Source organism: Actinomadura sp. 1N219 (genome assembly GCF_044326405.1).
Classification (GTDB): Bacteria; Actinomycetota; Actinomycetes; order Streptosporangiales; family Streptosporangiaceae; genus Spirillospora.
In genome coordinates this window covers 388,127-405,662 of the sequence record NZ_JBIRAY010000008.1, presented here as the reverse complement: position 1 = coordinate 405,662, position 17,536 = coordinate 388,127, and the positions used below count along the sequence as shown (strand labels likewise).

Below are 17,536 nucleotides of genomic sequence, written 5' to 3'. Positions count from 1 at the left end.
ACACCGCGATCACAGCGGCCCACACCCGTTCCCTCATCACGCCCTCTCCCCCGAGGCCACACACCCCGGACGAAGCGCCATAACACCCCCCACCGCGTTAAACCCGCATTAACCGTGCCGCCTCCGCCGGAATCGGTTCACGTCGGAAGACGTCGACTAGGAGCCCTCTCACCAGCACAAACGTCCGGGTGAGTCGCGGCGGGTCGGACGGGATCGAGCCTCATTGGCTCCCCGCTCCGGCTCCCGTGGCTCCCCGGACGAGAGAGGAGGCGCTCATGTCCCTAAAGATCACCGAACACACGATGACGGTCGTCCTGGACGGCGAAATCATCGCCACCGGCACCCGCTCAGCCTGCGGCTGGCACGTCACCGCACACCCCCGCCCACTCGACCGCAACTCCGCAATCACAGCCCTGATGCTCGCCGAACGCCTCATCACCCACGGCGAGGACGACCCCTGCGTGATCGAGTGGCGAAGGGAGTTGTCCCGTGACTGACCGCCTCATCAGAATCACAACCGCGCTTGCCGTGGTGGCGGTAGCCGCCGTCGCAGCCGTCATCTCGTACCGCCACGCCTACGAACTCGTCCACTCGCATGGCGAGACTGGCCCGACCGCACGCCTCGTCCCGTTCACCGTGGACGGCCTGATCTGGGCAGCGTCCATGGTGATGCTGGACGCGAGCCGCCGACAGCAGCCCGCGCCACCCTTGGCGAAGTTGAGTCTCGCCGTGGGTATCGTGGCCACGGTCGGCGCCAACGTGGCGCACGGCGCGTCCCACGGCGTCATAGGCGCGGTAGTCAGCGCATGGCCGGCACTCGCCCTAGTCGGCTCCTTCGAACTCCTGATGACCCTCACACGCAACGCCGCAAGCCCAGCACTCGCTTATGACGATCTGCGTGCAGAAGCGGAACGACCCTGTACCGAAGCGGAGCAGACACCGGAGCAAGCGGTGTTGGACGACTACCGAGCCAGCCTTAACGGGCCAGGCCGCCCCCTCTCCCAGCGCTACCTCGCCGAAAAGCACAATATCGACCGCCGCAAGGTCAAACGGATCATCACCAGCATGAATCACTGAAGCAACAAGAAACACCGGAGACCCTCGTCAGCACACCTGAGCTGACGAGGGTCTTCCTACCAGAAAGGCCACCCTCCCTCTTTCGCTACATCTCTTTATCCCTCCCAGCAGCAACGGTTTACAGACAACACAAACGAACGGATCATAGGTAAACACCGACACCATCAGCACCGTACTTACGGACACAACAAAATAGCATCTCGAAATTTCCGTTTGCGGATCACGCCAGGGAAGCTATGACACACCCAGCGAACTGTGAACAGGCCAAGAACCACGCGTGCCGTTGCACCCAATGTGGAGGAGTGCAACACGGCTGGCAATATAAGCTCGAACTCGCATATGCTCCATCAAGCGCTGGCCGCGACGATTTTAGGCATAATGCTGAGGCGGCTTGGATAAAGGCGCTCCGCGAACGAAAGGGGAAGCACCCCACATACCCTATGAAGATCGCAGCAGTCGATACCGCAGCCGCTGATCTGATTGACTGGCTCGCAAGCAACCGATCCGTAACCAACAACGTACAGGCTATCGGCAATGCCCTCACCGGCGAGGCAATGAGCGACCTGGCAACGAACCTAGGGCTGGATGGACTCAAGAAATTCAAGGCTGCTTCCGTCAATCACTTCTGGTGCGAATTGCTCGCCTCCCTCGCCTGTGCGGTCAAGCAACTCGAAGACTGGCGCGATGAGGTTACCGAGCGCCTGAAGCCGATAATGACTGCCTCGAATTTCAGCGCCGACATAGAAGACACCGCGGTCGGATCAGCGGTTGAAGCGGCTTGGTCCGCCATCTCACATGCCCTACCACTAGGCCAGTTGAGTGGGATTGGAGAAGCTCTTTGGCCTGTGAGAATTCTAGCGATTCTCATGTGCAAGGCCCCCGAGCGACACAAGAACGTCTCAAAGTGCTGCCTTGATCCAATCGCACAAGGCGCAAACGAGACAGTTAGGACCACAGTCGCTCAGGTCACCAAAGAACGGCTGACCGAGACGCTCCCAGCGGATTGGCTGCCAGCCACCCAAAAACTACTCTCTGAGTGAGACTGATCCCGCCCAGACGCGTTCGAAGCTCTCCAGATACGTGCTCGCCATGTCGCCGTCCCCTGCGCGCCGCAGGTGCAACACCGGTGCGTGAGACGCGGCGATGCCGTAGGCGTGTGGGTTGATCAGTAGGTCGTGATCGGCGCGGTAGATCGAGTTGTACAGGACGGTGTCATGCAGCCGGATCTCAACGCCGTCCACGTCCTGTAGGGCCTGGTAGTGGACGAGGGCGTTGCGGATTTTCGCGGCCATGGATTCGCCTACCCCCTCGTCGCTGCCACGCTCAGCGACGCAGGTCCCGTCCGGGTCTCCGAGGAGGATGCGCACGCTGACGCCGTCACGTGCTCTCTCGGCGAGTGTGCGCATGATGCCGGTGTCCTCGGCGAGGAAGAGTCCTGCGTAGGCCAGGATGCCGATCTCGTCCCGCGCGCTGCTGAAGAGCAGCTGCCACACCGGACGAGGCACGGCCCAACGATGCGGGTAGGTCGCGAGGATCTCAATCATCGGGGTCTCTGCCTGGACGTTCGCGATCGTGAGTTGTGGCCACAGGTCCGCCTCGTCCCGTCCGACGAGTGACGCGATCCTCGTCCGGTGGCGTGGGTAGGGCACGCGACCGGCGACCCATCGATGGACGGTCTTAGGGTCCACGCCCAGCCGAGCCGCAGCGCCGGCTTCGGTCATGCGTGCGTCGGCGAGGGCACGCCGCAACAAGTCGTTCATCGGACCTCCCGCATGCGCAAGGGACAACGACGCAGGAACGACGCTAACAGAAGACGTCCCTAGACGTCCCTAGATGCCGGTGGAGAGGTCCCCACCAGAGCGAAAGGCTCCAGTCACCGGCGAAGACCGCGCCTCTTCGCCCGATGACCCGCACGCAAGCCAAGGAGCTAACTCATGCCCAGCGAATGGCCCCAGCAGGCCACTTCGACCCAACACGACACCGATGCGGAGCGTGCGGCGGACGAGGCACTCGCCGCGCTGCGCAGAGACTTCACCGGTCATCGGATCTGGCGCGGCGTGAAGCGGGACGGACGTCTCGGGGACTGGGTCGCGAGCTTGCACGACACGTCCGCCGGAGTGGACCCCACGGTGATCCGGTCGAGCGCCGCCGAGCTGCGCGACGCGCTCGTCAACGAGGCCGCCCGCGCCGTGGTCGTGCGCGCCGGGACCTGGTGATGGCGCGAGACTCGCAGCCGTCATCAGAGGGGACCGCCAAGGGGAGGGCGGTCCCAAGGGGAGGGATGGAGGTGGCGCGGTCGGTGCATGGCAATCCCCCGGATGCACCGGCCGCGCTGCCTCTGCCCACCTACAGCGGTCTGTGGAGAGGACTCTGGCACCTTGCCCGCCTCGCCCACGCCGCACGCCGCAACGGCTGGACGACCGAAGTCCGCACCGGTGCACACCGCCCAACGCTGCGCGTGTACTCCAAGAACGCCCCCACCATCGGCGAGAGCATCTCGGTGGCATGGGGCAACGGTGCGTGGTGGTACCAGTCCAGCACTGGCGTGTGGCTGACGCCCTGCAAGCGCGTCGACCTCGCCGCGGACAAGCTCAACATCCTCCTCACACCGTGGGTCTCGGCAGCGTTCGACGCGCTCAGAGACGACCAGTTCTGACATGGCCCGCCGCACGGCATGGGGCGCGTACGTCCAGATCACCGACGCGCTACGCCAACGCATCACAGACGGCACTTACGCCCCCGGCACCCGCCTACCGGGCGAGGCCGCACTGTGCGCCGAGTTCGGCGTAGCCCGCAACACCGTGCGGCGGGCCCTGTCCACCCTGCAAGCCGAAGGCCGCATCACCGTCCGAACCGGCGTCGGCCGATTCGTCCAAGACTCGGCCACCCAACCACGCACCCGCTCCGAACACGTTGCCGCGAACCTGCGCCATCAGATCGAGACTGGCCAGTTCCAAACAGGCGACGCACTACCCAGCGAAGCGCAACTTGCCCGACGCTTTGGCGTATCTCGCTTCACAGCCCGCACGGCCCTCATCGCCCTCGAAACCGCTGGCCTCGTCACCTGCGTCCACGGCAAGGGACGCTACGTCCGCCAAGACGTCCCCAGATGACCCACACACGCCCGTGGACGTCCACACACACCCTCGTAGCGTCGACCCCATGAAGAACACCGCCCCATGGGCACGCGACCTCGCACGCAAGCACCTAGAGACCCCACTCCCCCGCCGCTGGGCCCACACCCAAGGTGTAGCCCGCCAAGCCCGCACCCTGGCCCCCATCCTCGGCGACCAGGCAGACTTGCTAGAAGCCGCCGCTTGGCTCCATGACATCGGCTACGCTCCCGATCTTGTCGTGACGGGATTCCACCCACTTGACGGCGCTCGTTTCCTCCGGGACGTCCACCATGCCGACGAGCACCTGTGCCGACTAGTCGCACACCACTCGTGTGCCCTGATCGAGGCCCGCGAGCGCGACCTTGACGACGAGCTGATTCACGAGTTCGGCACCGAGCCCCCCGAGTTGATCGATTCGTTGATCTACTGCGACATGACTACCGGCCCGACCGGTGACCAACTCGCGGTAGAGGAACGACTCTCCGAGATCCTGACCCGGTACGGTAATGACCACTTGGTCACCCGGGCGATCGCGATCTCATCCCGCCACCTCATAGAGGCGGTACACCGAGTGCAAGCAAGGGGCTGATCTCCACAACCCACGATTACATACGGCCGCCCATGCTGCTACTCTAAGTAATACCGCTGTAAGAAGCGACGACTGGCCGCTATCCTGCACAGTAAAAGGCAAACAGTTATTGTCGACGAGGTGGGCAGTGACACCGACCCGCGGGATCGTATTTGGGTCAACCCCTGTATGGCACAAGGTTCCCGTGAATCACCAAACTCCGAATGAAATACGGCAATTTCCCGGCCTATCATTCGGCTTTAGTGACTATCTAGCAGTGCATGGGGCCTCTCCACTATCGATCCGTCAGTATTTGACTTACTGGGATAGATTAATCTGCACATACGATCCCCCACTGCACAGATTTGGACCCCCAGAGGAGGCGGCACTTCTCGAAAACGAAAATATCCTCGCATTCGTCAACGCGGATAGATTTTCTGAATGGTCCTACATGACCTTGCCGCCCGTCACTGAGGGCGATAGCGATGGACGCCAAGGCTGGGAGTGCTCACCGGCGGTACTTGCTCCCTACAATTACGCCAGACTGGAGAACGGCAAAGGAGGGCTTAGCTGGACAGTTGGCCATAGTGTTACCCCGACAAGTTACAGCGGTCAGGTATTTCTGGATTTCGAGCCTCTCCTGCCCTCTCCTAGCCAATCAAATGCCGCCGATTCGAAGCATATCGAAATCGTAGCAAGACTATATAGAACTCTACCCGCACCTGCATCCAGCGTGCCGATCGAAAAAATACTCGAATTTCGAGAACAGCGCAGGCCGGAATTGCTGGCTCTCAGGGCTGCAATGGATGAGCTGGGGAGAAGTGTCACCGAGGCACAGAATACAGTGGAGGCACTCGGCAGAGCCAAAGAGAACTTGGAGCAAGAACTTATTGCACTTCATCGCGTCTTCAATCAAGCAAAAATACGCAAGCTTGCATCTAGTGCACAGATCTATCTCTCACTTGATGACCTTGCAGCCACTAAGGCCATCTGGCCAGCAATCGGAACAATTACAGCTGGTACAATGCACATGCCCGCAGCTATTGGCACGCTGAGTGGCCTGGCATTCAACGCCAGCTTGACGTTTATTAAACGTCGCAATGAGGGTGTTCTGCAAAGGATCCCTAAGCCGACGCGGGATTATGCATATGCTTATTTTTCTGGGCAACTCTGACGAATAGCGTCCGCGTCATCAAGGTAGTATGCTCCGCGCATCCAGTCATGTGACGAACGGCTGCTTTCTTTCTCTCTCTAGAGAGTGACGGATACGGAGTCGCATCGACCGATCCATTTCTCGACCTGTGGCCTCGTCCGCTGGAACCCAGAGAACTTCGCGAGACTCGTCACTCGTCTGTAGTGCGCCCCCTGCGGGGAGTGCGGTAAGGACAATCGAGAACTCTTGGCGTACTTCGTCGTTGCTAGTGTAGTGGATCACGTGCCCGGGGTCTGAGTAGATCCCGACGAGGCCGGTTATCTCGCAGTCGATACCGGTTTCTTCCTTGGTTTCGCGGATGGCGGCCTGGGTCACCGACTCGCCTAGGTCGATCGCGCCGCCTGGTAGGGCCCAGTTGTCGTTATCGGTGCGGCGGATCAAGAGAATCTCGCCCTTGTTGTTCTCCACGACGACGTTGACGGATGGGACGAGGCTATTGGCTCTCGGGGCGTTGGGATCGTCGTAGTAATCGATTCTGCGGCCCATGTGGTCAGTCCCCCGGTATGGGTGTTGCGCCTTCCCAGACGCGTTCGAAGCTTTCTAGGTAGACGTTGACCAAGTCTCCGCCGGCTATGCGGCGTAGGTGCCAGACGGGGGCGTGTGGGGCCGTGACTCCGTAGACGTGCGTGTTGACGAGGAGCTGGTCGTCTGCGCGGTAGATGGAGTTGTACAGGACTGTTCGGTGGAACCGGAACTCTACGTCGCCCTGTTTGCGCAGGTTCTTGTAGAGGACGAGGGCGTTGCGGATTTTCGCTGCCATGGCGTCGTCTACGCCCTCGTCTGTGCCGCGTTCGGCTACCTGGGGGCTGTCAGGGTCGCCAAGGAGGATGCGGACACGGACGCCATCTCTGGCCTTCTGGGCGAACGTACGTTGAATGCCTGCGTCTTCTGAGAGGAAGAGGCCAGAGTAGACGAGAACGCCGATCTCTTCCTTGGCAGCAGCGAAGAGACGTCCCCAGATGTCCCTTGGAACGGATGTGCGGTGCGGGTAGATCGTCACTAGTTCGCTGCTGGACGCTGCGGTGACTTGCTCATTGGAAAGGGCGTCCGGCCAGAGGAACGTTTCGTCTACGCCCAGGCGCGAAGCCACTGCGTAACGGTGGCGACGGTATGGGATGCGGTCTTTAGTGATCCACCGTTCGACCGTCTTGGGGTCCACGTCGATCGACTCGGCGAGCGTGGCGATAGTCAGGCCCTGCTCTAGCAGAGTGGCGCGTAGGCGTTCGTTCGGCATACACCCGTCCGAGATCCGGGACGTCCTAGGACGCGGTCAACCCTATGAGGACGTCATGAACACGTCCAGTCATGTAGTGATCTCGTCCCCCAGGTCAAGCGCACTCTCTTTCTCGTAGTCACAGACCGCCCGGAACCGCCCCGCCGGATACGGGCCTTACGAGAGGAGTGATCGCACATGATCCTCGTCCTGGCTTCGATCCTCGCCGTCTTCCTGGCCGGCTCCATCTGCGGAATCTTCGCCATGCTCGTCGTCGGCATCCACGCCGAAGAGCGCCGGGTGATGCAGGGGCGCGCCGAGACGTCCCGCACCGGCATGGCCTCGCGGCGTCTGCTCAGCACTCAGACGTGCGACGACACGCCGGACCACATCCAGGCGGGGCGGTGAGCATGCGGCACATGCCTCGCATCATCACCGGCCACTCGTGCGCGTGTGGCGCGCGTGTCGAGCCCGGTAACCGGCGGTGCCGCAAGTGCCGCGCCCGCGCCCGGTGGCTGCGGCGGGGGCGCGGTTCGCGGTACCCGGACCTGTGGCTCTGAGGGGGTGAGGCCGTGAACGTCTCGGTTCCTCTGGTGGTCATCCTCGGCGCCCTGGTGTGGGTCGCGTGGCGGTACATGGGTCTGCGTGGCTGGCACATCGCCGTGTGCCTGTTGTTCGGGTTCTTTCTCGCCGCGACCAGTGCCGCGCCGGAGATCCGCCGACTGGTGTCCGTACTCGTCCAGTCCGTCTCTCAGCACTGACGTCCCCGACCGAAGGGAGGGATGCCCTAGTGCCCGATACACCGCCGCGCGTCAAGGTCGACGTTCAGCAAGTGCGTGCGCGCAACCTCGCCGCGCGTGAGATCGTCTCCCATCTGTCCGCCGCGATGCCGTCCATTGAGGACCTGTGGCTCCGCCTGAACGGCGCGCTCGCTGATGTCCCCGCGCTCGTCTCCGAGATCACCCGGCTTGCGTCCGAGCTGGCCAAGGTACGGCGCGACCGCGCGAACTTGGTGGCCGCTGGACGTGCCACCCTCAACGCCGAACGCGACGCCGAACCGGATCCGCTCTACTACCTGCGGGACGAGCTACGCGCGCAGGGACATCTGCCCCCGGACATCTGGGGGCGCTCATGAGCCGCACACGTCAGATGCGGCGGCACGCTCGGAAGATGCGTCGCAATGGGCTTCAGCCCATGGTGATCATCGACAGTGACGACCAGTTCCCGGACGTGGCCGCTGTGCTCGTCGGGCGCGCCTTGTGGCGCTATCGATCCGAGCTGGCACCGGTCTACCTGGTGACCTTGCTCGCCCTTGGGGGTGCGATACTGCACCTCACACACGCGGAATGGTGGCCGTGGCTGTTGGGTGCCACCACGGTGGCCACGTCGGCGCTCACCATGTTCGGTGAAAGGGTCGGGCTCTCCCTGCGAATCGAGCGGATTTATGCCGCTACCGTCGCAGTCAGCGCCGGTGGATGGTTGTCTGCCGCTACCGCGCTGGGCGTGACCTTTCATCCGCTACCCCTCGTGCTCATCGGTGGCGGATTCCTGCTCGCCGTTCCCTGGTGGGTTCACCGGAGAAGGCGCGCCAAAGTGCGCGTCGATCGGCGGATAGCCGCGTGGCCGGAAATCGCGCAGGCGGTTGGCCTAGCAGGCTCACGCGCACAATCCGCGGTAGTGGACGTGTGGGGATGGCGCGCACGGTTCGCCCTGGCGCGCGGCCAGACGATCCAGGACGTCATCGGGAAAGTTCCCGCGATCGAGTCAGCCCTTGGGACGTTCAGGGGCGCGGTGCGTGTCACTCCGACGCGCGACGACAAAGCCAACCGGTTCGAACTCCGGGTACTCGACACCGACCCGCACGCCGATGCGATTCCCTGGCCCGGACCATCTGTCTCGTCCATTACCGAGCCGATCGACCTCGGCCCGTTCGAAGACGCCACCGGCGCGCGCGTCCTGCTACTGCGACGTCACGGGCTCTTCGGAGGTGTGGCGGGTTCGGGCAAGAGCGGCGGAATCAATGTCCTGATGGGGAACCTCAGCGCGTGCCGTGACGTGGTCGTGTGGGCTATCGACCTCAAGCGCGGCATGGAACTCCAGCCGTGGGCATCGTGCATCGATCGACTTGCCACCACGCCGGAGCAAGCCCTCGCCATGCTGCGCGACGCCGTCACGATTCTTGAGGCACGTGCCGAATGGCTTGCCGCGCAAGGGCGGCGCGTGTGGGAGCCAACACCGGGCCTCCCCGCACTCGTCATCATCGTGGACGAGTACGCCGAACTCGCTGACGATGCCCCCGACGCTGCCGGCGACACGGACTCAATCGCGCGGCGCGGGCGTGCGGTGGCCGTGACTCTTATCGCGGCCACTCAGCGACCGACCCAGAAGGCCATGGGGAAGGGTGCCGTCCGGTCTCAGATGGACGTCCGCGTGAGCTTCCGTGTCCGGGAACGTAAGGACGTCGATCTCATCCTTGGGCAAGGAATGCTCAACGCCGGATGGCACGCCCACACCCTCAACGCACCCGGCAAGTTCCTACTCTCCGCACCCGAACACGACACACCCCGACGAGGCCGCGCCTACCTGCTCACCGATGCCACCGTGGCGCAGACAGCAGAGCGGCACGCTAGCGTCCGGCCAGCCCTGGACGAGACCTCCCATCGTGCGCTGGACGAGGCGCGCGTGACACCCGTCTCCGAGCCGTCCATCCCCGTGACGCCGTCGAGCGACGACACGGCCGAGACTGCTCTGAGCGAAGCCCTGGACGGCGCGCCGGACGAGGGACTTCCGATCGCTCACCTTCTGATGATCACGCAGATGAGCCGTCCCACGCTCTACCGACGCCTCGCCGAACTCGTGAAGACCGGCCGCGCGGTCCAAGTCACGCGTGGCCGCTACAAGGCATCCGATCGCGTCCGGTAGTCGTCTCAACGTCTCGTCTCACGCGCGCGCCTGCACGTAAGGGCGGGAGAGACATCCGTGAGACGAGACGGAGACGAGAACTCCCCGTAGCCAAGGAGATGATCACCAACCCAACACCACATGCCCGGGATGACGCCCGGGTGAGAGGAGGTGGTGTCCGTGCAGGCGTACACCGTCGAGCAAGTAGCCGAGATCCTCAACATCGGACGGGACAAGGTCTACTTCCTGATCCGCACCGGCCAACTCCGCAGCATCAAGATCGGCAAGCTGCGCCGCATCACTGACCGGCACCTCGCCGAGTTCATCACCTCCCTCGAAGAGCCCGCCCTCGAAGAGAGGCACTGACCCCACCTGCCGGGAGGTCCGTTCGGTCACTCGACCAGAAAACGGACCTCCCAACCTAGGGACGTCTTGGGACGTCTTGAGTTAGAGTCTGTGGTGACCTCGATCGATACGAGGGAGGGATCCGTTGGCAAAGATCCTCATCGGCAACTACGACGCGACCATCTACCCGGAGGGCAATGGCTACACGGGAGCCATCTCGCTCGGATTCAAACCGGACGGGACGCGCAACCGCCCAAAGAGGAAGGGGAAGACGAAGGAGATCGTCAAGGCGAAGCTGAAAGACCTGGTCGACGAACTTGAGAAGGGAATCCAGGCCGAACGCACCTATACGGTAGAAAAGGCTGCGAATGCCCTACTCGCTCACCTTGCCAAGCAAGGCAAGAGCAAAGGGACCATGCGCACCTATCGCGGCCTTGTCGATCACCACATCACCGCCAAACTCGGCAAGATCAAGGTCACGGACCTCACGGCAGACGACGTCGAGACGTGGCTAGACGAATGCGCCGAGGTGATGTCCACACAGACGCTCAAGATCGTCCACGGCCTGCTACGGCGGTCGATCCGCCTCGCGGAGCGGCGCGACAAGGTGGGGCGGAACGTGGCCCTACTGGTCGACACTCCCCAGGGGAAGCGACCCACGCGGCGGTCGCGGTCCATGTCCCTCAAGCAGGCGAGCAGTCTGCTGAAGACCGCACAGGATCCGCAGCACCGGCTTGGCGCGTACGTCATCCTCGCGATCGTCTCTGGTCTCCGTACGGAGGAACTCCGAGCGCTCACGTGGTCCGACGTGGATCTCAAGAAGAAGGTCGTCTACGTCCTCCGCTCCGATCGAGAAGGAGGCGACACGAAGACCGAGAAGAGCCGCAGAGGCATCGCCATGGCGGACATGGCCGTTGATGCGCTCACGGCGCTCCGCAAGCGTCAGGTGGCCGAGAAGCTCGCCGCAGGCGACGCCTGGCAGGGCCACAACCTCGTCTTCTGCAAGGAGGACGGGACGCCCTACACAAGCGACGACGTCCTACGGCGCTTCCAGCGCATCACGCAAGCGGCCGGTATCGGCACCACGTGGGTACCGCGCGAACTCCGGCACACCTTCGTGTCCATCATGAGCGACAACGACGTGGCCCTAGAGAAGATCAGCGATCTTGTGGGCCACTCGGACACGCGCACTACCCGAACCGTCTACCGTCACCAACTCCGGCCCGTGATCACCACAGGTGCCGAGAAGATGAACGTCATCTTCAAAGACGAGAAGAGCAGGTCAGCCTAGGAAATGGCTCCCGAATCGGCTCCCTCCGACGTCATCCGACCCGCTGAACTGGCACGGAAGCAAGATCGAGACGAAACCCGCATTAGTGGTGTGGGGAAGTCGGCGGGGTGTGGGGTTGGCTGAGCGTGCCGGTAATGCGTGCCAGGGGGGCGTTGAGCAGGTGTTCGGCGGTGGGGATGGTGGGGGCGCGGGTAATGGGTCTGGCCCGCTGGGGGTATGTGCGGGACGTTGATGCCATGTGGTCTCGAATTCTCAGCACTGCACTGATGGTCGGGCTTCTGGTTCCCGTGGGGGCGTCCGCGCGTGGTGACGCGGCGGCGCCGCCCGATCGGATCGCGTTGCCGGCCGGGTTCCAGCCCGAGGGGATCGCGGCCGGGCCCGGGAAGGTGGCGTTCCTCGGCTCGCGGGCCACGGGCGCGATCTACCGGGCCGATCTGCGCACCGGAGAGGGAGAGGTGATCAACGAAGGGCCGGGGACGCCCTCGCTCGGCATGAAGACGCAGGGGCACCGGCTGTACGTGGCCGGCGGGCGGGGCGGCGACGCGCGGATCGTGGACACCCGGACGGGCGCCGTCCTGCGGTCGTTCAAGCTCACGACGAAGACGGCGTTCGTCAACGACGTCACCGTCGCGGCGGACGGCGCGTACCTCACCGACTCGACCAATCCGCAGATCTACCGGATCCCGCTCGACGAGGACGACCCCGGGGACGTGAAGACCGTGCCGCTGAGCGGCGACCTCGTCTACCAGCAGGGCTTCAACGCCAACGGGATCGCCGCGCTGCCGGACGGGAAGTCGCTGGTCCTCATCCAGTCCAACACCGGCAAGCTGTTCAAGGTCGACTCGCAGACCGGCGTCGCGAAGACGATCGACCTGGGCGGCGAGGTCCTGACCGCCGGGGACGGGATCCTGCTCGACGGCCGGACCCTGTACGCGGTGCAGAACGCGCTCAACACCGTGGCCGTCATCGAGCTGAACGAGGACGCCACCGCGGGAAAGGTCGCCAAGAAGCTGACCGATCCGCGGTTCGACGTCCCGACGACCGTGGCGAAGTCCGGGAACCAGCTATATCTCCCGAATGCCCGGTTCAGCACTCCGCCGGCCCCGGACACCCCGTACGACATCATCGCCGTCCAGCCCTGACTGGTCCTTAGAAATGCCCACAAATCAGGATGAAAGGGAGATCAACTGTCCGATTCCGGCCCGTTACTAAACGTGCATATTTGCGGTAGAATCCGCCCCGTGTCCAGGCATTCCGCTCAGACACCGAGCGAAGACGTGCGGATCGTCGAAGCGCTCCGGGATCGGCGCCCGGGGGTCGGCGGCCAGATCTACAGCGTGTACGGGCCGGAACTCGTCGAGTACGCCGAGGTGCTGCTCGGCGACCACGACCGGGCGGTCGAGGCCGTCCGGTCGGCGGTGCTCATGCTGCGGGACGGGCCCGAGCTCGTGCCGCCCCCGGAGGCGCTCCAGGAGTGGCTGTACGGGCTGGTCCGCCACCAGTGCCGGGAGGCGCAGGGCCGGGGACGCCGGCGAATGGTGATCGCCGGGGTCGGCGCCGGGGTCGCGCTGACCGTCGGGATGCTCATGCTGTTCGAGGTCACGTACGGCACCGTCGCGCCGCCGATGGCGATGCACACGCCGCTGCCGCCGTCCGCGGAGCCCACGCCGAGCCTCCCGCCGCTGCCGGCGCCGCCGCCTCCCGAGCAGCGTGACGACCTGCCGGCGCCCAGCCCGTCGCCGTCGAAGCCCGAGAAGCGGCACGAGCCGGCGGCCCTGAAGGGGCGCCTCCTGGTGGACGACGCACTCTGCCAGGCGTTCCGGGTGAGCGCGTTTCCCAGCGCCTGCGACATCCGGCTCACCGCCAAGGGCGGTCCGGTGACGTGGTCGGTGTCGGCGGTCCGCTCGGTGAGCGGGCAGATCGCCACGGGCGGCGACGGGAAGCTGGACGCCGGGGAGTCGGTGTCGGTGCCGGTCACGGTGCGCCCGACCTTCCTCTGCCACCTGGGCGGGTCCATCAGCGGGACGGTGACGTTCGCCCCGGGCGGGACCGCGGACATCATCTACACCTGCCCCGGCCTCTAGCTCGGTTCCTTACCGGCGTTTAACCTGCCACCGGTCATGCTCTGCGGCATGCGTGTTCTGATCGTCGAGGACGAGCGGGTGCTCGCGGACGCGATCGCCGAAGGGCTCCGCGAAGAGGCGATGGCCGTCGACGTGGTGTACGACGGCGACGACGCGTTGGAGCGGGCGTCCTACAACGAGTACGACGTGGTGGTCCTCGACCGCGACCTGCCGACCGTCCACGGCGACGACGTGTGCCGCGAGCTGGTGGCGCGGCGGAGCCCCGTCCGGATCCTGATGCTGACCGCGTCCGGCGACGTCGGCGACCGGGTGGACGGGCTGTCCCTCGGCGCCGACGACTACCTGCCGAAGCCGTTCGTGTTCGGGGAGCTGGTGGCGCGGGTGCGGGCGCTGGCGCGCAGGTCGGGACCGCCGGTGCCGCCGGTGCTGGAGCGGCGGGGCATCCGGCTCGACCCGCACCGGCGGCGGGTGGCGCGGGACGGCCGGGAGCTGCGGCTGACGAAGAAGGAGTTCGCCGTGCTGGAGGAGCTGCTGCGGGCGGAGGGCGGCGTGGTGAGCGCCGAACGGCTGCTGGAGCGCGCGTGGGACGAGAACATCGACCCGTTCAGCAACATCGTCCGCGTGACGATGGCGACGCTGCGCCGCAAGCTGGGCCAACCGCCCGTGATCGAGACGGTGACGGGCTCCGGGTACCGGTTGGAGGCCCGATGAGGGCGCCTGCGGTGCCCAGGGTGAGCGTCCGGACGCGGCTGACGCTGGTGTACGGATCGCTTTATCTGCTCAGCTCGGCCGTCCTGGTCGCGGTGACGTACCTGCTGACCGTCCGGACCATGGACCAGCGCATCGCGTTGACCGGCGACGACGTCACCCCGGCGACCTTCACCCGGCTGCGCAATCTGGCGTCCGGCGGCGACGTGAGCGCGCTGATGGAGCTGAAGGCGGAGGCGAACCGGCAGGTCGCCGAGCAGAAGCGCGACGTGCTGGAGCAGCTGCTGCAGAGCTCGCTGATCACGATGCTGGTGCTCGGCGTCCTCGCCGTGGCGATCGGGTACGTGGTGGCGGGGCGGATGCTGCGCCCGCTGCACGCGGTCACCGCGACGGCGCGGCGGCTGTCGGAGAGCAACCTGCACGAGCGGATCGCGCTGGACGGCCCGCAGGACGAGATCAAGGACCTGGCCGACACGTTCAACCGGATGCTGGACCGGCTGAACCGCGCGTTCGACGTCCAGCGCCGGTTCGTCGCGAACGCCTCGCACGAGCTGCGCACGCCGTTGACCATCAACCGGACGGTCCTCGAGGTCGCGCTGGCCAGCCGGAAGAGCCCGCCGGAGACGAAGGCGCTCGCGGACGTGCTGCTCGGCAACACCGCCCGGCACGAGCGGCTCATCGACGGGCTGCTGACGCTCGCCAGGTCCGAGCGGGACCTGGCGGCCCGGACCGCGACCCCGCTGCCGGACGTGGTGCACGGCGCGCTCGGCCATCTCGACGACCTGGCCGACGAGGCGGGCGTGGACGTGGAGGCGCGGCTCGCGCCCGCCGTCGTGACCGGCGATCCCGTCCTGCTGGAGCGGTGCGCGGTGAACCTGCTGGAGAACGCGGTGAAGTACAACGTGAAGGACGGGCGGGTGTGGGTCCGCACCGGGGTGCGGGACGGCACGGCGTTCCTGCAGGTCGTCAACACCGGGCGGCCCGTCCCGTCGTACGAGGTCGGGACGATCTTCGAGCCGTTCCGGCGGCTGCGGCCCGACCGGGGGACCCGCGAGCGGACGGGGTCGGCGGACGGCACGGGCCTCGGGCTGTCGATCGTCCGGGCGGTGGTGGACGCGCACGGCGGCACGATCGAGACGGTCCCGCGCGACGGCGGCGGGCTGTCGATCACCGTGCGGCTGCCCGTCTCCGACCGGCCCGTCCCGGCCCTGGCGGCCGCGGTGCCCTAGCTCGCCGGTTCGGCGGCGGGCGGCTGCGACTGCGCGCCTGGCTGCGGCCGCGGGCTCGGCTGCGGGCCCGGCTGCGGGCCTGGGCGCGGGCTCGGGCGCGGCCATTCGACGCGTCCCTCCGGCTCGGGACGGCCGCCGGGACGGCCGGGACGCGCGGCCAGCCAGCGGTGCACGACCTTGCCGGTCGCGTTGCGGGGCAGCTCGGAGATGAAGTGCACGTCGCGCGGCACCGCGTACCGGGCGACGTGGGCGCGCACGTGGTCGCGGACGGCGTCCGCCTCCAGGCAGGCGCCCGCCCGCAGGACGACGTACGCCGCGAGACGCTGCCCCCACTCGTCGTCGGGGACGCCGACCACGGCGACCTCGTGGATCTGCGGGACCCCGAGCAGCGCGTCCTCCACGTCGCGCGGGAGGACGTTCTCGCCGCCCGACACGACCACGCCGTCGCCGCGCCCGTCCACGAACAGGAGCCCGCGGTCGTCGATGTGCCCGAGGTCGCCGATGGCGAGGAGCCCGTCGCGGACCTCCATCGGCTCGCCGCCGGTGTACCCCTCGAACAGCAGCTCGTTCGCGGCGAAGATCTGCCCGATGGTGGAGCGGCCGAGCCTGCGGCCCCGCGCGTCCAGGATCGCCAGCGCGGTGTTGCGGGGCGGCCGCCCGGCGGTGCGCGGGTCGAGCCGCAGGTCGCGCGGGGTGGCGATGGACACCCAGGACGCCTCCGTCGAGCCGTACACGTTGTAGAGCCGGTCGCCGAACTCGTCCATGATCCGGGTGGCGAGGTCGCCGGGAAGCGCGGCGCCGCTGAGCGCGATGATCCGCAGCGCGGACGTGTCGTAGAGCGCGCGGACCTCGGGCGCGAGGTCCAGGATCCGCTGGAGCATCACCGGGACGGCGAACACGGCCGTCTCGCGGTGGGACGCGACGGCCCGCAGCGTCCGCTCGGGGTCGAACCGGCGGTGCAGGACGACCGGCGCCCGCATCGCCCACGCCATCTGCAGCGCCGCGTACCCCCAGGTGTGGAACAGCGGCGCCTCGATGATCATCGTCTGGCGGGCGCGCAGCGGGATCCGGGACGTCATCGAGGCGAGCGGCCACAGCCCGGGGCGGGGCGGGCGGCGGGCGCCCTTCGGGCGTCCGGTGGTGCCCGCGCTGAGCATGATGGTGCGGCTCTGGATCTGCGGCGGCGCGGCGGCGGCGCCGGCCGCCGGGACGGACGCCACGATCCCGTCGATGCCGGGGTCCCGGTCGGACCACAGGACCGTCCGGCGCAGCGCGAGCGGCACGTCGGCGAGCAGCGGCGCGAACTCGGCGTCCGCGACGATGAGGTCGGGCCGCAGCTCGCCGAGCACGGCGTGGATCTGGCCGGTGCCGAAGCCGGTGTTGAGCAGGACGACCTCGGCGCCGCGCCGGCTGCACGCGACGAGCGTCTCGACCATCCCGCGGTGGTTGCGGCAGAGCACGCCGACGCGCGGGCGCGGGCCGCTCAGCGGCAGGCCGGCGGCGAGCCGCGCGGCGCGCTCGTCCAGCTCGCCGTACGTGACGGCGCCGTCGTCGTCGATCAGCGCGAGGCGGGACGGGGAGCGGGCGGCGGACGAGGCGACCAGCCCGGCGAGGGTCGTGCCCCAGCGCCTGAGGGCGCGCAGCTGCGGGCCGACCCGGCGGGGGCCGCCGGCGAGCAGCAGCCCGGTCCTCAGCAGGAGGGAGGCGAGGTCGCGGATGTGCCCGAGCCGCCGGCGCATCCCCGGCCGATAAGCGGGCCTCGCGTGCGTCACCGCGGCCTCCTCCGGCGAT

General features: G+C 66.4%; 22 protein-coding genes. 18 read left to right on the top strand and 4 right to left on the bottom strand.

The genetic code is table 11. The features are described 5' to 3' along the window. Positions 1-275: 275 nt before the first annotated feature. The 3 genes from ACH35V_RS25585 to ACH35V_RS25575 all read left to right on the top strand — a co-directional run bounded on the left by ACH35V_RS25585 (position 276) and on the right by ACH35V_RS25575 (position 2,117). Positions 276-497 carry a hypothetical protein gene (locus tag ACH35V_RS25585; protein WP_395975670.1) on the top strand — a complete coding sequence of 74 codons (222 nt, stop codon included), beginning with the start codon at positions 276-278 and terminating at the stop codon, positions 495-497. Then, positions 490-1,077, top strand: a complete 588-nt coding sequence (locus ACH35V_RS25580) for a DUF2637 domain-containing protein (protein WP_395975668.1) — start codon at positions 490-492, stop codon at positions 1,075-1,077. The genes ACH35V_RS25585 and ACH35V_RS25580 overlap by 8 nt, the downstream gene beginning before the upstream one ends. Before the next feature lie 302 nt (positions 1,078-1,379). Continuing rightward, the gene (locus ACH35V_RS25575) at positions 1,380-2,117 is read left to right on the top strand and encodes a hypothetical protein (protein ID WP_395975666.1); all 738 of its coding nucleotides are present in this window, start codon (positions 1,380-1,382) and stop codon (positions 2,115-2,117) included. Here the strand turns inward: ACH35V_RS25575 and ACH35V_RS25570 are convergent. Then, positions 2,103-2,837 (bottom strand): XRE family transcriptional regulator, encoded by a 735-nt coding sequence (locus tag ACH35V_RS25570; protein WP_395975664.1) that lies wholly within the window; start codon positions 2,835-2,837, stop codon positions 2,103-2,105. The two genes, ACH35V_RS25575 and ACH35V_RS25570, sit on opposite strands and share 15 nt — an antisense overlap. A 174-nt stretch (positions 2,838-3,011) precedes the next feature. On the opposite strand from ACH35V_RS25570, the gene ACH35V_RS25565 reads away from it, so the two are divergent. The 5 genes from ACH35V_RS25565 to ACH35V_RS25545 all read left to right on the top strand — a co-directional run bounded on the left by ACH35V_RS25565 (position 3,012) and on the right by ACH35V_RS25545 (position 5,935). After that, positions 3,012-3,293, top strand: a complete 282-nt coding sequence (locus ACH35V_RS25565) for a hypothetical protein (protein WP_395975662.1) — start codon at positions 3,012-3,014, stop codon at positions 3,291-3,293. Positions 3,294-3,358: 65 nt separating this feature from the next. Then, positions 3,359-3,733, top strand: a complete 375-nt coding sequence (locus ACH35V_RS25560) for a hypothetical protein (protein WP_395975660.1) — start codon at positions 3,359-3,361, stop codon at positions 3,731-3,733. Position 3,734: 1 nt separating this feature from the next. Further along, the gene (locus ACH35V_RS25555; RefSeq protein ID WP_395975658.1) at positions 3,735-4,190 is read left to right on the top strand and encodes a GntR family transcriptional regulator; all 456 of its coding nucleotides are present in this window, start codon (positions 3,735-3,737) and stop codon (positions 4,188-4,190) included. A 49-nt stretch (positions 4,191-4,239) separates the two neighbouring features. Then, complete coding sequence (locus ACH35V_RS25550; RefSeq protein ID WP_395975656.1) at positions 4,240-4,782, top strand: HD domain-containing protein; 543 nt, start codon at positions 4,240-4,242, stop codon at positions 4,780-4,782. Between the two features lie 430 nt (positions 4,783-5,212). Then, entirely contained in the window at positions 5,213-5,935 is a 723-nt protein-coding gene (locus ACH35V_RS25545; RefSeq protein ID WP_395975654.1) for a DUF6236 family protein, read from the top strand. A 45-nt stretch (positions 5,936-5,980) separates the two neighbouring features. On the opposite strand, the gene ACH35V_RS25540 is transcribed toward ACH35V_RS25545, so the two are convergent. Together ACH35V_RS25540 and ACH35V_RS25535 are read right to left on the bottom strand one after the other, a co-directional pair. Next, positions 5,981-6,460, bottom strand: a complete 480-nt coding sequence (locus tag ACH35V_RS25540; RefSeq protein ID WP_395975652.1) for an NUDIX hydrolase — start codon at positions 6,458-6,460, stop codon at positions 5,981-5,983. Positions 6,461-6,464: 4 nt separating this feature from the next. Then, positions 6,465-7,208, bottom strand: a complete 744-nt coding sequence (locus tag ACH35V_RS25535; protein ID WP_395975650.1) for an XRE family transcriptional regulator — start codon at positions 7,206-7,208, stop codon at positions 6,465-6,467. Positions 7,209-7,385: 177 nt separating this feature from the next. On the opposite strand from ACH35V_RS25535, the gene ACH35V_RS25530 reads away from it, so the two are divergent. The 10 genes from ACH35V_RS25530 to ACH35V_RS25485 all read left to right on the top strand — a co-directional run bounded on the left by ACH35V_RS25530 (position 7,386) and on the right by ACH35V_RS25485 (position 15,745). Next, entirely contained in the window at positions 7,386-7,595 is a 210-nt protein-coding gene (locus ACH35V_RS25530; protein WP_395975648.1) for a hypothetical protein, read from the top strand. Positions 7,596-7,759: 164 nt separating this feature from the next. Continuing rightward, on the top strand, positions 7,760-7,948 hold the full coding sequence (locus tag ACH35V_RS25525; protein ID WP_395975646.1) for a hypothetical protein: 189 nt from the start codon (positions 7,760-7,762) through the stop codon (positions 7,946-7,948). Between the two features lie 29 nt (positions 7,949-7,977). Beyond that, entirely contained in the window at positions 7,978-8,322 is a 345-nt protein-coding gene (locus tag ACH35V_RS25520) for a hypothetical protein (RefSeq protein WP_395975644.1), read from the top strand. Positions 8,323-8,381: 59 nt separating this feature from the next. Then, a complete protein-coding gene (locus ACH35V_RS25515) occupies positions 8,382-10,109 on the top strand; it encodes an FtsK/SpoIIIE domain-containing protein (RefSeq protein WP_395975642.1) in 1,728 nt (575 codons plus the stop codon). A gap of 153 nt (positions 10,110-10,262) precedes the next feature. Beyond that, a complete protein-coding gene (locus ACH35V_RS25510) occupies positions 10,263-10,454 on the top strand; it encodes a helix-turn-helix domain-containing protein (protein ID WP_395975640.1) in 192 nt (63 codons plus the stop codon). Positions 10,455-10,578: 124 nt separating this feature from the next. Then, positions 10,579-11,724: a tyrosine-type recombinase/integrase gene (locus tag ACH35V_RS25505; RefSeq protein WP_395975638.1), complete on the top strand. Its 1,146-nt coding sequence runs from the start codon at positions 10,579-10,581 to the stop codon at positions 11,722-11,724. A gap of 266 nt (positions 11,725-11,990) precedes the next feature. Continuing rightward, entirely contained in the window at positions 11,991-12,866 is an 876-nt protein-coding gene (locus tag ACH35V_RS25500) for an SMP-30/gluconolactonase/LRE family protein (protein ID WP_395975636.1), read from the top strand. Between the two features lie 99 nt (positions 12,867-12,965). After that, on the top strand, positions 12,966-13,808 hold the full coding sequence (locus tag ACH35V_RS25495; RefSeq protein WP_395975634.1) for a hypothetical protein: 843 nt from the start codon (positions 12,966-12,968) through the stop codon (positions 13,806-13,808). Positions 13,809-13,856: 48 nt separating this feature from the next. Next, positions 13,857-14,519 (top strand): response regulator transcription factor, encoded by a 663-nt coding sequence (locus ACH35V_RS25490; RefSeq protein ID WP_395975632.1) that lies wholly within the window; start codon positions 13,857-13,859, stop codon positions 14,517-14,519. Further along, entirely contained in the window at positions 14,516-15,745 is a 1,230-nt protein-coding gene (locus ACH35V_RS25485; protein WP_395975630.1) for a sensor histidine kinase, read from the top strand. Before ACH35V_RS25490 ends, ACH35V_RS25485 begins: the two co-directional genes overlap by 4 nt. Here the strand turns inward: ACH35V_RS25485 and ACH35V_RS25480 are convergent. Continuing rightward, the gene (locus ACH35V_RS25480) at positions 15,742-17,517 is read right to left on the bottom strand and encodes an AMP-binding protein (protein WP_395975628.1); all 1,776 of its coding nucleotides are present in this window, start codon (positions 17,515-17,517) and stop codon (positions 15,742-15,744) included. The two genes, ACH35V_RS25485 and ACH35V_RS25480, sit on opposite strands and share 4 nt — an antisense overlap. Positions 17,518-17,536 lie beyond the last annotated feature (19 nt).

Excerpts from the sequence above, each read along its gene's own strand:
- ACH35V_RS25555 (WP_395975658.1), top strand. The coding sequence starts at position 3,735 with ATGGCCCGCCGCACGGCATGGGGCGCGTACGTCCAGATCACCGACGCG.
- ACH35V_RS25570 (WP_395975664.1), bottom strand. The coding sequence starts at position 2,837 with ATGAACGACTTGTTGCGGCGTGCCCTCGCCGACGCACGCATGACCGAA.
- ACH35V_RS25545 (WP_395975654.1), top strand. The coding sequence starts at position 5,213 with ATGACCTTGCCGCCCGTCACTGAGGGCGATAGCGATGGACGCCAAGGC.
- ACH35V_RS25550 (WP_395975656.1), top strand. The coding sequence starts at position 4,240 with ATGAAGAACACCGCCCCATGGGCACGCGACCTCGCACGCAAGCACCTA.
- ACH35V_RS25540 (WP_395975652.1), bottom strand. The coding sequence starts at position 6,460 with ATGGGCCGCAGAATCGATTACTACGACGATCCCAACGCCCCGAGAGCC.
- ACH35V_RS25535 (WP_395975650.1), bottom strand. The coding sequence starts at position 7,208 with ATGCCGAACGAACGCCTACGCGCCACTCTGCTAGAGCAGGGCCTGACT.
- ACH35V_RS25490 (WP_395975632.1), top strand. The coding sequence starts at position 13,857 with ATGCGTGTTCTGATCGTCGAGGACGAGCGGGTGCTCGCGGACGCGATC.
- ACH35V_RS25560 (WP_395975660.1), top strand. The coding sequence starts at position 3,359 with ATGGAGGTGGCGCGGTCGGTGCATGGCAATCCCCCGGATGCACCGGCC.
- ACH35V_RS25485 (WP_395975630.1), top strand. The coding sequence starts at position 14,516 with ATGAGGGCGCCTGCGGTGCCCAGGGTGAGCGTCCGGACGCGGCTGACG.
- ACH35V_RS25565 (WP_395975662.1), top strand. The coding sequence starts at position 3,012 with ATGCCCAGCGAATGGCCCCAGCAGGCCACTTCGACCCAACACGACACC.
- ACH35V_RS25500 (WP_395975636.1), top strand. The coding sequence starts at position 11,991 with ATGGTCGGGCTTCTGGTTCCCGTGGGGGCGTCCGCGCGTGGTGACGCG.
- ACH35V_RS25530 (WP_395975648.1), top strand. The coding sequence starts at position 7,386 with ATGATCCTCGTCCTGGCTTCGATCCTCGCCGTCTTCCTGGCCGGCTCC.
- ACH35V_RS25585 (WP_395975670.1), top strand. The coding sequence starts at position 276 with ATGTCCCTAAAGATCACCGAACACACGATGACGGTCGTCCTGGACGGC.
- ACH35V_RS25515 (WP_395975642.1), top strand. The coding sequence starts at position 8,382 with ATGGTGATCATCGACAGTGACGACCAGTTCCCGGACGTGGCCGCTGTG.